Source organism: Saccharopolyspora hordei (genome assembly GCF_013410345.1).
Lineage (GTDB): Bacteria > Actinomycetota > Actinomycetes > Mycobacteriales > Pseudonocardiaceae > Saccharopolyspora > Saccharopolyspora hordei.
Genome location: NZ_JACCFJ010000001.1, coordinates 1,666,874 through 1,680,154, shown reverse-complemented (window position 1 = coordinate 1,680,154; position 13,281 = coordinate 1,666,874). Strand labels below are relative to the sequence as shown.

The window sequence follows — 13,281 nt, the reverse complement described above, 5'->3', positions numbered from 1 at the left end:
GTGTTCGGCTGCGCCAGCGTGCACCATGCAACGAATCGGCGGCTGTCGCTGGAGGTGCCGTGGAGAACACCGAACGCACGTCGACGCAGGTCACAGCTCGGCGGATGGTGATGCCGACCCGGCCTCCTCCCCGTGACCCGCACCAGTGACCAACGTGACCAGGTGATCGGTGTCGCTGACCTCGGCGACCTCAGCCGCTGCATGCCCAGAACAGCCCGGCAAGGGCTCGAGGCCAGAGGTGCGCTGGGTGAGCGGTGTGAGACCCAACAACCCGTTCACCAGCGCAGACGCAGATCGCGTGACGAACCCGACGTCGCACGCCCTGGTGTGGTGGGTGCGAGCGGGGGAACCTTTCTGTCATTCGTCCGGACGCGGCCCTCGGGAGGACTACTGGTGCTGAAGGAACGCAGATCGCTGTGGTGGCTCACAGGGCCCGTCCTGCTGTACCTGGTGGCACTGCCGCTGTACAACAGGGTCGACCCCGTCGTCCTGGGCCTGCCGTTCTTCATGTTCTGGATGTTGCTGGCGACCTTGCTCACCCCGGCGTGCATCTGGCTGGCGGCCCGCAAGGACCCGCTGTGGCGAGCCGACCGGAGCCGCGAGCGGGGTGGTGCCGAATGAACTCGAACGCTGTGGTGTCGATCGGCATCCTCGCCGTGTTCATGGTCGGCGCGATCGTGCTGGGCCTGCTCTCACTGCGCGGACGGGACCGGGCGAACCTGGCGGAGTGGTCGATCGGCGGACGCAGCCTCGGCGTCGTACTGATCTTCGTGCTCATGGCCGGAGAGACCTACACGAGCTTCAGCTACCTCGGCGCGGCGGGCTGGGCCTACGACTACGGGATGCCGGTGTTTTACCTCCCGGCCTACCTGGCGATCGGCTTCGCCGTCGGCTACGTCATCGGCCCGGTCCTGTGGCAGTACGCCCACCGCAACAACCTGCACAACATCACCGACATCACCGCCTACCGCTTCAACTCCCCGTGGTTCGGGGCTGCCGTGGCGATCCTGACCACGATCTTCCTGCTGCCCTACATCCAGCTGCAGATCACCGGCATGGGCGTCGTCGTCTCCACGATCAGCTACGGGACGATCGGACTGGGAGCGGGCTACCTGATCGCCTTCGTGGTGACCGAGGCGTTCATCATCTCCTCCGGGCTGCGCGGCAGCGCCTGGGTGTCGATCCTCAAGGACAGCTTGGTGATCGTCACGCTGCTGGCCGTCTTCGTCTACGTGCCGGTGCACTACTTCGGCGGGATCGGCCCGATGCTGGACCGCCTCGTCGCGGAGCGTCCACAGTGGCTGGTTCTGCCCGGCCAGGGCAAGGAGTCGCTGGGCCTGCTGTGGTTCGCCACCACGGGACTGCTCAACGGTGTGGTCTACACGATCTTCCCGACCACCGTCGCCGGCTACCTCGGCGCCAAGGACCCGGGTGTGCTGCGGCGCAACGCCATCATCATGCCCTTCTACCAGGTCCTGCTGTTCGTCCCCATCCTGCTGGGGCTGGCTGCGCTGTTCGTGGTGCCGGGCCTGAGCGACTCGAACCTCGCCATGTTCGAGCTCGTCGTCGACTCCATGCCGCCGTGGATGGTGGGACTCGTCGGTGTTGCCGGCGCCCTCTCCTCGATCGTCCCCATGGCTGTCTTCATGCTCGTGATCGGGACGATGTGGGGCCGCTCCGTGCTCGGCGTGCACCCGCGGACAGCACCCCACCAGAAGCGGCTCTCGCAGCTGGTCACCTTCCTCGTCGGCCTGCTCGCCCTGCTGTTCACCTTCATCTCGCCGAGCACGCTCGTGCAGCTCTCCGTGCTGTCCTACCAGGGCCTGGCACAGCTGCTGCCCGTCGTGCTGATCAGCCTGCTGTGGAAGCGGATGACGCTCGCCGGCGCGGCGAGCGGGCTCGCAGTGGGCGTGGTCGTCGTGACAGCGCTCGTCAGCACGGGCAACGACCCGTGGCTCGGCATCAACGCCGGTCTGATCGGGCTGGTCGCGAACGTGACCGTGAACATCATCGTGAGCCTGGTGCGGCCCGCCACGACTCCAGCGGAACGGCTGGCCGTCGACGAGCTCGCGGAGGCCCAGCCGGCCCGGAACTGAACGATGGCAGGAGCATGGGAACCTTCCTGTCAGGCTGGTGACAGGAAGGTTCTCGTGCTCACCCTCGGGTCACGAGCTTGACCGGGCGACGGCGGAGACGCCGTACCGGCCGTCTTCGATCGGGTTCCCACCGATGTCGATCGGCCCCTCGGGAACCGGCTTCGCTGACGGCCACCACCGGCGAGCGATGTCCCACGCTGCGTCGATCAGCGCGCTGGCGTGCGCGAACGAGTACGGCGAAAGACCCACCACCGAGGGAGCGGGGACGACGTAGAGCTCGCAGCGACCGGCGTTGAGCTGCATGTCCAGCCTGGCGGCGGAGAGCATCGCCGCGCCCAGCGCCGCACCGTTGACGCCGCTCACCGACCGCGGTGGGACCTTCGGCGTCGGCCAGGTCGCGATGGCGCCGATCCCGCGTTTGGGCTGGTCGTACTCGAAACGCTCCGTCCCACCGCACGGCAGCACGAACACGCGCTCCGCGCCTTGTTCGACGGCGCGGCTGATCGGCATGAAGACCGCAGGACCTCCGTCGACGAGCCACCGGTCGCCGATCTTCACCGGCGGGAACATCCCCGGGATGGCGCACGAGGCGACCAGCGGCGGCAGCGCGGGCCCCGAGTCGAAGTACACGGGTTCACCGCTGTCGAGATCGGTCGCGGTCACGGTCACCGGGACCTGGGCGTCCTCCAACCGCCGGAACGGGAGGGTGTTGTGCAGCCAGCGGGCGAGCCCGTGGTTGCCCATCACGTGGTTGGACAGGCCGAGCTTGCCGGCGAGGATGCGCATGGGTTGGATCGGGAACACGTCGGTGCGCCGCATCGACGACCAGATCTCGCGCAACCTCTCCGCACCGTGCAGTGTGGGGTTGCCCGCCAACCAGGCAGCGTTGAGCGAGCCCGCCGAGGTGCCGACGAGCAGGTCGGGCTCGACACCGGCTTCGAGCAACGCGGTGGCCAGCCCGGCCTGGATAGAGCCGAAAGTGGAACCACCCGGCAGAACCCACGCTGTGCGCATCAGCTGTGCCCTTCCGCTCTCGTTCTGCTGTTCAGCTGGTTGCTGGTGTGGTTTCAGCAGCTCATCCGTCGTCCGGATCGCCGCGGCGACGCTGGCGCTTCACCGCGGAGCGCCGCTTCTTGCTGGCCAGCCGACGCTGCTGAGACCCCCGGGTCGGCTTGGTGCGCCGCCTCGCGGGCCTCGGCGGGGCCACCGCCTCGGCCAGCAGCTCAGCCAGCCGCTGGCGCGCTGCCTGCCGGTTGGCCAACTGCGCACGATGCTCCGAAGCCACAACAGTTGATCACACCACCGACGAGCCGCTTCGCAAGTCGGTCCACTGCTCGTTGCCGCAAGGGCTCGGGCACTGAGGGCGAGCGGGCGAGGTCGAAGGAGAGTTCGACCCGCGAGTCGGTCGTGTTCACACCCTGGCCGCCAGGCCCTGATGACCTGGAGAAACGCTCGGAGAGCTCAGCCGCGGGGATGCGCCAGCGGCGGGTGACGGGGAGGTCTCCGGACATGCAGAACAGCATGCCCCACGCCGCGGCCCTGCTCTCGACGCGGCCCGCCCGACCAGGCCTGCATGATGGGAACCTTCCTGCCACTGCTGGCAGGAAGGTTCCCAAGCTCACCTCGAGACCGGAGCGGTCACTGGCCCGGGCGCCAGCCGGCGACGCCTCCCGGGACCGGGGCGTCGCTGGCGTACGGGGTGCGGGTGAAGATGAAGGTGTTCAGGTTGAGGTGCGTGGGAGTGCCTTCCGCGTCCCTCCCGACCTGCAGTTTCTCGCCTGCGTAGTAGCCGTCCAGGCCGGTCCAGGTGCCGTCCGGGTTGGGGCGGAACCGCGACGCCCGTCCCCGGCCCTTCATCGGGGCGAGGTCGAGCAGCCCATCGGTACGGATGCGCAGCACGTACGGGCTCGGCCCCCAGTACCACTGCCCGGTGAGTTCGAGCAGCCGCATGTCCACGTCCGGGCTGGGCTCCCACGGTTCGGGGATGCGCGGTTCGTGCTGGGCGAGCAGGTCCAGCAGGTCGGTGGAGAGCGTTCCGCTGATCCCGGAGGTGGTGTTGGCCATGAAGATCACGCCGGTGGCGTCGTCCGGATCGGACCAGAGGTTGGCCACGAACCCAGGCATCGACCCGGTGTGCCCGGCCAGTCGCCGACCGCGGTAGCGCATCAGCTGCAGGCCAAGACCGTAACCAGCCCGCCACTCCGGCCCATCGTCCACCGAACCGGGTGCACGCATCTCCAGGACCGTGTCGGGGTGGAGCACCTCGCCGGTGTCCCCGCCCACGAACCTCACCCACCGGGCCATGTCGTCGAAGGTCGACCACAGCTGGCCGGCTGGGGCCATCGCTCCGGCGTCTTCCGCGGGCTCGGGCAGCACGACGTCCGCCCAAGGGTGGACGGCCAATCCCTGCGCGTGCGGCGCGACCGGCTCCAGGGTGGTGCGCTTCATGCCGAGCGGGTCCAGGATCTCCCGCTGCAGCACCTCGTGCCAGGGCGCGCCGCGCAACCTCGCCACGAGCTCGCCCAGCACGCCGAAGCCCACGTTGGAGTAGTGGAACCCGTGGTTCGGGGTGGGGCGCACCGCGCTCTCGTCGATGCTGGCGAGCAGCTCCTCAGCGCTGCCACCGGGCGTCCGCTCCCACCACTCGCCGGCCGGTTCCGCCGTCAGACCACTGGACTGCGACAGGAGCGAACCGATGCTGCGGTTGCCGATCGCGGTTCCCGGCACGTAGTCGTCGAGCCTGTCCGCCAGGTCGAGCCGGCCTTCGTCCCGCAGGCGCAACACCAGCACCGCGACGAACGTCTTCGTGATCGAACCGATCCGGTACTGGGTGTCAGTGCTCGGGGGCCGGCCGTCCACCTTGCCCCGGGAGTCGACCCAGATCGTCTCGCCGTCCCGGACCAGCCCTGCGACCAGCGAAGGGATCCGGTTCTCGCTCTGCTCCACTGCCAAGCGCCGAAGCAGGGCGCGTTGGGTGGAGGGCAGCAGACTCGTCAACGTGCCTCCCATGCTTGCAGTTGATGACCTCGCACGTCTGTGCTGCGAGTGACAGGAAGGTTCCCATGCCCGCGCACCCGCTCACCGGCGGCTGAGGCGCCTGACCCCTCGGGAGATGCCGGTCTTCTCCACCGGGAGGTGCACCGGCAGCTTGCCGAGCATCAGGAGCACGAGGATCAGCAGGCCGAGGACGATCCACCCGGTCCAGCTGAGGAGCCCGACAGAGGCGTTGTCCACCGGGTGTCCCGCTTGGCTGAAGACGACGGCCAAGCCTGCTGCGGAGTTGAGGAAGCCGTGTGCGATGGCCGCTGGCCAGACGCTGCGGGTGGTGAGCCGGAGCCAGCCGAGCAGGGTCCCGACCAGAACGCAGAAGCAGACCATCATGATGAACGAGACCACGATCGGGACCGTCGGGTAGTTGAACCCGAGGATCAGCACAGGCGCGTGCCAGAGCCCCCAGAGCACACCGCTGGTGAGGAAGGCGCCGGGCTGCCCGAGCGGCAGCAGGGCCTGCACCAGGTAGCCGCGCCAGCCGAGCTCCTCACCCAGCGCTGGGATGACCTGCAACCAGCCCACGCCGAGGATCTGGGCGATCTGGATGAGCGCCAGCGTGCCCGGCGAGGTCTGCTGCTCGGCCCCGATCACCCCTGTGCCGGACTGCTCGGCCAGGCCGGAGAACCCGGTCCAGTCGGCGTGGTAGGTGCCGAGGAGGTAGCCGACCAGCAGCGCCAGCAGCATGGCCAGCGGCGGCCCCAGCCACGCGATCAGGACGTGCGGCCACCACTTCTTGATCCCGCCGGGATTCGTGATCCCGACGCTGCGCAGCAGCTTCGGCTGCGGGCTGATCCACTTGCCGACCACCAGTGCGGCCACTGCGGGCATGAACATCATGGCGAAGAGCACGACAGGCGCGTAGGTCCACGACAGCCCTTCGCCGGTCAACCACAGGGGCAACGTCAACAGCCACGCCGGCAAGTAGGCGATGGCGACGAAGCTGACGACGCCGCGAACATCGACTCGCTCGTGCTCGGTGCTCACGAACGCATTTTGCCAACTGATCCTGAGAGTGATCCTGAGAAGAGCCGGGAGCATGGGAACCTTCCTGTCACCCCAGGCGGCAGGAAGGTTCCCATGCTCGCTCCGCCCCCTCCGGGTGCGCGCACGAAGAAGGGAACCTCCCCGTCAGCGAGTGACAGGAAGGTTCCCTTCCTCACGCGGTCGTCCGGTCTCAGCCGGGGAGCGGCACGACCGGCAGACCTTCGTGGATCTTGGTCATCGCCGCGAACCAGGTGCGCGCGGGCACCTTGCCGCCGTAGATGTTGCCGCCGTTGCGGCCGCACAGGCGCGGAGGTTCGTCACCGCCGCTGTCGCAGATGCCCTGCGGGCGGGCGCCGTCAGCGTAGGTCAGGACCGCACCCGACATCTGCGGCGTCGCAGCGAGGAACGCAGCCGACTTGTGCTCCTGCGTGGTGCCGGTCTTGCCGATCATCGGCCTGTTCCAGCCGGCCGCCTGCGCGGCCGCGCGGGAGGTGCCCTCGGTGTCGTCCTTGCTCATGCCCTGCGCCAGCTGCGCGGCCACCTGCGGGGAGACGGCCTGCTCGCACGGCTCCTCGTTGAGCGGGACCGGGTTGCCGTGCCGGTCCTTGACCTCCTCGATCGGGGTCGGCGGGCAGTAGACGCCGCCGCTCATGATGGTCGCGCCGACGTTGGACAGCTCCAGGACGCTGGTCGGGGTGTAGCCGAGCGTGAACGCGCCGCGGTTCTTCTGCTTGATGGTCTCCGCCTGGGACGGGCCGTTGGAGCCGTCCGGCTTCAGGGTCTGCCCCTGAGCGTTGACCTTGTTCATCCCGTTGCGCAGCCCGAGCCGCGAGGCCATGTCGACGACGTTGTTGAGGCCGACCCGCTCGGAGAGCATCACGAACGCCGTGTTCGGCGAGGTCGCGAGCGCCATCTGCAGCGTCCTCGGCCCCGGCGTGACGCCGTCGGCGTTGCCGACCGTGTAGGGCGCGGTGCCGTTCTTGTAGACGCGTGACGTGTACGAGGCGGGCACGTCGATGACGTCGTGGATGCTCATCCCCTGCTCGATCGCCGCGGCAGCGGTGAACACCTTGTAGACCGAGCCCGCACCGAACGGCTGCACCCGGCTCACGATGTCGTACGCGGTCTGCCCCTTGCTGGCGTCGTTGCCGAAGTCGCGGTTGGCGACCAGGGCCCGCACCTTGTGCTTGTCGGTGCCCGGTTCGACCACCGCCATGGCGTTGGCGATGCCTTCGGTCTGCGTGGGCACCTGGGCTTCGGCCGCTTCCTTGGCCGCGTCGGTGGCCTTGCGGTCGAGCGTCGTGCGGATGGTGTAGCCGCCGGTCTTGAGCATCGTGCGGTCGATGCCGAGACGCTCGAGGTAGTCGACGACGTAGGTGCAGAAGAAGCCGTCGGTGGTGCCGTCACCGACGCCGACGCAGCCGTTCGGCGGCCGCCCCAGCGGGGACAGCACGTTGATCGGCTCCTGCTTGGCGCGCTCGGCGTCTTCCTTGGTGATGAACTTGTTGTTCGTCGGGTCCGACATCAGGTCGATGACGAGGTCGCGCCGCTCCTTCGCGTCCTCGGGGTTGCTGTGCGGGTTGAGCGACCCCGGCTGGTTGACGATCGCGGCGAGCAGCGCGGACTGGGCGATGGTGAGCTTGTCGGGTGTGGTGCCGAAGTAGGTCTGCGCGGCCGCACCCACGCCGAAGGTCTGGTTGCCGAAGGGCACCACGTTGAGGTAGCCGGTGAGGATCTCCTCCTTGGTCATGGTGCGCTCGAGCTCGACGGCGATCTTGGCTTCGCGGAGCTTGCGCGCGATCGTGGTCTCCTTGGCCTTCTCGGCCTCGACCCGGTTCTTGGCGACCACGTGCACGAGGTAGTTCTTCACGTACTGCTGCGTGATCGTCGACGCGCCCTGCGCCGTCTCACCGCTGCTGATGTTGGTCGCCAGCGCGCGCATCGTGCCGTGCCAGTCGACCCCGCCGTGGTCCCAGAAGCGCTTGTCCTCGACGGCGGTGATGGCCGCCTTCATGTACTCGGAGATCTCGTCGGGACGGGTTTCCACGCGGTAGTCCCGGAAGAAGTACGCGATGGGTTCGCCGTCCTTGTCGGTGACGGTCGACACCTGCGGCATGTCCTGCCGCGCGAGCGACCCCGACATCTTGGACATGGCGTCGGCCGTCTGGTTGACCATCGCCCCGGCTCCGGTCGCCATGGGCAGCAGCAACGCCGCCACCAGTACGCCGGCCAAGACGCACAACCCGAACATCTTCAACAGCACGCCGCTGCGCACGCCTGCCCCAATCATCAAGTGTCACCCGGCTCGAGCAACGATCGCCGGTTGGAACACCCAGAACCCGTCTCACCGACCGGCCGGAGGGAATCCCGTCGACATCCGCCTCAGCGGCACCAGTCGACACCTGCTCCTCTTCGCTGCCAGTCCGTTTCGTTGATATCACACCGGTGATCCGTGACGCCGCCGCACCGGACGGCTCAGCACGCTCGATCCCGACCACCACGACGCCGTGATCACTACACTTGGTGATCGATCGAGCGCGTGGAGGAGACATGACCGACCCGTTCCTGGATTCGCTGGCCACTGCTCTCGCCGGACAGGCGGCGACCGCGCTGGGCGCGGCCGGGAAGGCCGCGTTGGCGAAGGTTCGCGAACTCCTCAAGCGGAGGTCTGAGGACGATCCGGAGACGCAGGCCGCGCTGGAGGCGGCCGAGCGGCCGGACGCGGACCGGCCTCAGGTCATCGCTCTCGCCGAGCGGCTCGACCGGGTGTGCGCGGAAGACCCCGAGTTCGCGCAGCAGTTGCGCACGGAGGGCGCCGCGGTGCACAACGACGTGTCAGCCGCGCACGACGGCGTCGTCAACATCAACGAGGGTCAGGTCGACAAACTGATCCAGGCGCGCGACATCCACGGTGGCATCACGTTCAACTAGCGCGCCGGTCCGCCTCGTTCAGCTCAGCCAAGTACTTGTTGTAGGCGGCGAGTTCCGGGTCTTCGTCGGCGTCGACGGGCGGCGCCGGCGGCGGCACCAGTGGACGACGGCGCGTCTTGGGCCGCTGCTGAGCGGGCTCCTCAGCCGCGGTGTCCGCCTCAGCAGCAGCCGTGTCGGTCCCAGCCTGCGACGCGGCCTCCTCGCGTTCCCGGTTCAGCTCCATGCGCATCACGCGGATCCACAGGAAGATCGTGAACGCGCCGAACAGCGGCCACTGCAGGGCATAGCCGAGGTTCTGGAAGCTGCCGCCGGCTTCGTGCGCGCGATCCCACTGCCACACGGCCAGGAACCCGGTGGCGACCGTGGCTGCGATGAACAGGACGTGCAGGAGCAGCCAACGTGGGGTCAACAGGCTGCGGAACACACTTCGCATTCTAGGCGCTCCCACCCGCCCGGAACTCCCGGCATCGTCACGCACCGCTCACACCATCGCCCCGGGCCGCCGAGCCGCCGTAGCAGCGGAGCACGCAATCTGTGACAGCAATCACATCCCGGGTTGCTCGGGTGGCAGGAAGGTTCCCATCGTCCGAGCGCTCGCGCGCGAGTGGTGACAGGAAGGTTCCCATGCTCGCAACCACGGGCTGGTGGTGCGGCTCCACCGGTGACAGGAAGGTTCCCATCCTCAACGGCGGCGGGGGAAGGCCAGCGGTGCGCACGCGCTGATGAGCACGGCCATGACCACGAAGGTGGTCGGGTACCCCGACAGGGCGATCAACAGACCGAAGCCGAACGAGCCCAGGCCCTGGCCCGCGTCGTAGGCGATGTTCCAGGCCGTGCTCGCCACGCCCGAGCTGGTCCGCTCGAACATCACGACGAGGGTCGTGTTCTGCACGGCGCCGAACCCACCGCCGAAGGCGGCCGCTCCGGCCAGCGCCACCGGGTCCGCGCTCCACGCGGCCACCGCGAGCAGCGCCGCGCCGACGCCGGACAGCAGCACGGCGGGCACGAGGATGCGGTGCTGCCCGAGCCGGTCGCCGAGCCGCCCCGCGCCCCACCGGCCGAGCATGGTCGCGGCGCCGAAGGCCATGAGCGCCGCCGGGGCCACCGCTTCGCTGACGGCCAGCGGCAGGAAGGCGACGAGGCCACCAGAGCCGACCGCCACCATCGTCATGACCGTCCACGACGGCACCAGGGCGAGGGGGAAGGCGCCGGATCCCGTCCCGCCCCGAGTGCGCCGGGCCAGCACGGGTGGCATGCCGAGCAGCGCGAACGTGGCGGCGACCGGCAGCGCACCGGCGATCCAGAACAGCGGGGCGAAGCCGACGTGCTGGGACAGCCACACCCCCACCGGAAGTAGAGCCACGTTCGGCAAGCCCACCGACAGCCCGTACAGGCCGGCCGCGCGGCCGCGCTGCTCCACCGGCACGAGCTCGGCCACCAGGGCGGCGCCGGTCACCGTGAGCAGCCCGAAACCGATGCCGCGCACGCTCGACACGCCGAGCAGCACCCAGAGGTCGCTGGACAGCGCGTACAGCGGCGTGGGCAAGCCGATCAAGAGGGTGCCCAGCCCGAAGGCGATGCGGTGGTCGATGCGCGCGAGCAACCACGGCATGCCCAGCTGCGTCGCCACGGTCACCAGCAGGAACACGGCGTTGGTCGAACCGGCCGCGACCTCACCCGCCCCACCCGCCACCGCCCACAACGGCAGCACCGGCATCATCAAGATGTACCCGGCGAAGCCCCCGACCGTGGCCACCAGCAGCAAGCGGAACGACCCGTGTCGCAGGGGTGTGCTGCTCCGCTCACGTGCTCCGACCGAAACTCGCACCGCTCCTTGATAGGCCCGGACCGCGCCGTCTGTCCAATCCCGCCCGACCTGCCCGAGATGTCCACTCCTGGTCGATTGTGCGCGTGATCGTGATCGGCTTGGCTGGGCGCGACGTCCCGGCGACGGCGAGGAGTCCTGCATGCACCGGATGCGAGCACTGGCACTGGCCACCGCGGTCGTGGGAGCCGCGATCGTTCCCGCGTCGGCCACCGCACCGCTGACCTCGGCGGCCCCACCGCCCTGCAGCGAGGAGCCGCGGGAGAACCCGATCTCGGAGTTCACCAGCTACGACGAACTCCTGGTCGAGCTCGACCGGATCGAGCGCGTGAGCGCGGGCCGGGTCGAGGTGCAGAAGGTCGGCGAGTCGAACCGCGGCCGCGACATGCTGCTGGCCCGGGTCGGCACCGGCCCGAAGGTCGTGCTGATCACGGCCGAGATCCACGGCAACGAGAAGACCGGCCCGGACGCGACGCTGGACCTGCTGGACTTCCTCGGCACGTCGGACTCCGCGCACGCGAAGAGGATCCGCGAGCAGCTGACCGTGGTGGCGATGCCCAAGATCAACCCGGACGCCGGGGCGCTGGACCGTCGCGGCAACGACATGACGTGGGAGGAGGTGCAGCAGCGCTTCCCGCAGCTGGCGGCCGCGCAGCCACCGTGGAACTACTACACCGATCAGCGGCAGGGCGACGACTACTCCCAGCGCCCCGGGTTCGACGTCAACCGCGACTACAACCCGGATCTCGACTACCAGCCGCGGCCGCAGGACTTCCCCGGCGCCAGCGACCAGCCGGGCTGGTTCATCAGCCCGGAAACCCAGACCGTGCGTGACGTGTACAAGTCACTGCAGCAGGAGTTCGGGGTGGTCGACACCTACATCGACCTGCACCACCAGGGCGCCTGCTACACGGTCCCGGGCACCGATCGCTTCGTGACGATGAGCCTCTCCGGCAAGTTCGTGGCCGACCCGAACACCCCGGAGGGCGCCGAGTACGCCGAGTTCGCCGACACGTTCCGGCCCGAGTACTCGAAGCAGCTCAACGTGGCCGCGTACAACGCGCTGCAGGCGGCGGCCAACCACAACCCCGAGTTCGGCAACATCACGCTGTACCCGCAGGACATCGACCTGCCCGGTACGGGCCTGGGCGCGTTCCAGCTCAACGGCAGCGGCGCGGTGCTGTTCGAGGTGCGTGGTCAGACCCAGACCCTGGGCGAGCAGCACCGGGCGATGCTGACCCGCACGGTGTACATCGGCCTCGACGGGATCCTCTCCGCCATCGCCAGCGGCCAGGTGGACGCCATCGACCCGGCCGACTACGACCGCATCCCGCCCACCGACCGCGGCCAGCAGACGAAGACCGCCCTCACCGACATCGAGTCCTGACGCTCCGGCGCGGGCGGGGCCGAGGTCGCCTCCGCCCATCCGGCGCGCCGAGACGCGGACGGCAGGTGACAGGAAGGTTCCCTTCCTCAGGTCAGACGCGACGGGCTCGCGGCGTTGGACAACGGGACGGTTCCCTCCTCCCAGTCACACGGGCCAGGCAGGCGGTCTTGGATGGCAGGAAGGTTCCCATCCTCACGTCAGACGCGGCGGGCACGCGGGCGTGGGTGACAGGAAGGTTCCCATGCTCGCCCCGCCGGTCAGGAGCGGAAGTCCTCCAGGGCTGCTTCGGCTGCGGCCAGTTCCGCGCGGAGCTGCTCGACCCGGGCCCGCTGCTGCTCGCGGGCGGCTTCGATCAGCGGCTCCACCGCTGCGGCGACGTCCTCGTGCAGCGCCTTCGCGGCGTGCGCGACGGCGCTGGCCGGGACCTGCGTCGGCTTCAGCACCCGCTTCTTGGGGGTGCTGACCTCCACGCTCCACTGCCCTTCGTCGTCAGCGGTGAGGGTCACCGTCGCCCCACCGACCGCCTTCGGCGGGCGCGGCTTGCGCTTGGCCGTCGTCGTCCCCCCGGCCTGCTTCGCCGGAGAGGTCTGCTTCGCCGACGACGCGCTCGACTTCGCCGGCCCCTTCGGCAGTGTGGAGCTCCTGGGCAGCGTCGACCCCACCGGCTGCTGGGGCTTCGCCTCCCTGGGCGCAGCCTTGCCGGCCTGCTCGGAGGTGGCGCGCTTGCGCGGCGGCTTCACCTTCGTGACCTCCGCCGCCGAGAAGGACAGGACGTCCTTCGAACCGGCCGGCCGGACCTGGATGAAGTCCCCCTCGGCCGGTTCGCCCAGCGCGACCACCTTGCCCGAGCGGCCCTCCGGGACACCGACGGCCGCCCCGGTGAACCACACCGTCGGCGTGGTCCCGGAGTTCAGCTCGTCGCGGATCTCGCGCAGTTCGTCGGACGACAGCGGCGACATGGCCACCCCTTGCTCAAGGGTGAGCCCCGGCGGGGCTGGACGGCAGTG

11 protein-coding genes and 1 pseudogene are annotated in these 13,281 nt (G+C 69.3%); 4 read left to right on the top strand and 8 right to left on the bottom strand.

From position 1 onward, the window contains the following. The first annotated feature begins 393 nt into the window (after window positions 1-393). Window positions 394-621, top strand: coding sequence for a DUF3311 domain-containing protein (locus HNR68_RS07910; RefSeq protein ID WP_179719079.1), 228 nt, complete (start codon window positions 394-396; stop codon window positions 619-621). Then, on the top strand, window positions 618-2,096 hold the full coding sequence (locus HNR68_RS07905) for a sodium:solute symporter family protein (protein WP_179719077.1): 1,479 nt from the start codon (window positions 618-620) through the stop codon (window positions 2,094-2,096). The genes HNR68_RS07910 and HNR68_RS07905 overlap by 4 nt, the downstream gene beginning before the upstream one ends. A 69-nt stretch (window positions 2,097-2,165) precedes the next feature. Here HNR68_RS07905 and HNR68_RS07900 read toward each other — a convergent pair whose 3' ends face one another. The 5 genes and pseudogenes from HNR68_RS07900 to HNR68_RS07880 form a co-directional block, all read right to left on the bottom strand. After that, a complete protein-coding gene (locus HNR68_RS07900) occupies window positions 2,166-3,110 on the bottom strand; it encodes a patatin-like phospholipase family protein (RefSeq protein ID WP_179719075.1) in 945 nt (314 codons plus the stop codon). Window positions 3,111-3,171: 61 nt separating this feature from the next. Further along, a pseudogene (gene arfB, locus HNR68_RS07895) lies at window positions 3,172-3,607 on the bottom strand (alternative ribosome rescue aminoacyl-tRNA hydrolase ArfB). Between the two features lie 127 nt (window positions 3,608-3,734). Beyond that, on the bottom strand, window positions 3,735-5,105 hold the full coding sequence (locus HNR68_RS07890; protein WP_179719073.1) for a serine hydrolase domain-containing protein: 1,371 nt from the start codon (window positions 5,103-5,105) through the stop codon (window positions 3,735-3,737). A 69-nt stretch (window positions 5,106-5,174) separates the two neighbouring features. Continuing rightward, the gene (locus tag HNR68_RS07885) at window positions 5,175-6,131 is read right to left on the bottom strand and encodes a CPBP family glutamic-type intramembrane protease (RefSeq protein ID WP_179719071.1); all 957 of its coding nucleotides are present in this window, start codon (window positions 6,129-6,131) and stop codon (window positions 5,175-5,177) included. A gap of 190 nt (window positions 6,132-6,321) precedes the next feature. Continuing rightward, window positions 6,322-8,421 (bottom strand): transglycosylase domain-containing protein, encoded by a 2,100-nt coding sequence (locus tag HNR68_RS07880; protein WP_246330410.1) that lies wholly within the window; start codon window positions 8,419-8,421, stop codon window positions 6,322-6,324. A gap of 260 nt (window positions 8,422-8,681) precedes the next feature. On the opposite strand from HNR68_RS07880, the gene HNR68_RS07875 reads away from it, so the two are divergent. After that, the gene (locus HNR68_RS07875) at window positions 8,682-9,062 is read left to right on the top strand and encodes a hypothetical protein (RefSeq protein WP_179719069.1); all 381 of its coding nucleotides are present in this window, start codon (window positions 8,682-8,684) and stop codon (window positions 9,060-9,062) included. On the opposite strand, the gene HNR68_RS07870 is transcribed toward HNR68_RS07875, so the two are convergent. After that, window positions 9,055-9,495: a hypothetical protein gene (locus tag HNR68_RS07870; protein ID WP_218888799.1), complete on the bottom strand. Its 441-nt coding sequence runs from the start codon at window positions 9,493-9,495 to the stop codon at window positions 9,055-9,057. The two genes, HNR68_RS07875 and HNR68_RS07870, sit on opposite strands and share 8 nt — an antisense overlap. A gap of 249 nt (window positions 9,496-9,744) precedes the next feature. Beyond that, window positions 9,745-10,818 (bottom strand): MFS transporter, encoded by a 1,074-nt coding sequence (locus tag HNR68_RS07865; protein WP_343049992.1) that lies wholly within the window; start codon window positions 10,816-10,818, stop codon window positions 9,745-9,747. Window positions 10,819-11,029: 211 nt separating this feature from the next. Between HNR68_RS07865 and HNR68_RS07860 the strand changes: the two genes are divergently transcribed. After that, the gene (locus HNR68_RS07860; protein WP_179719063.1) at window positions 11,030-12,274 is read left to right on the top strand and encodes a M14 family zinc carboxypeptidase; all 1,245 of its coding nucleotides are present in this window, start codon (window positions 11,030-11,032) and stop codon (window positions 12,272-12,274) included. A 257-nt stretch (window positions 12,275-12,531) separates the two neighbouring features. Here the strand turns inward: HNR68_RS07860 and HNR68_RS07855 are convergent, their stop codons facing one another. Further along, window positions 12,532-13,233 carry a DUF6319 family protein gene (locus HNR68_RS07855; RefSeq protein ID WP_179719061.1) on the bottom strand — a complete coding sequence of 234 codons (702 nt, stop codon included), beginning with the start codon at window positions 13,231-13,233 and terminating at the stop codon, window positions 12,532-12,534. Between the last annotated feature and the right edge of the window lie 48 nt (window positions 13,234-13,281).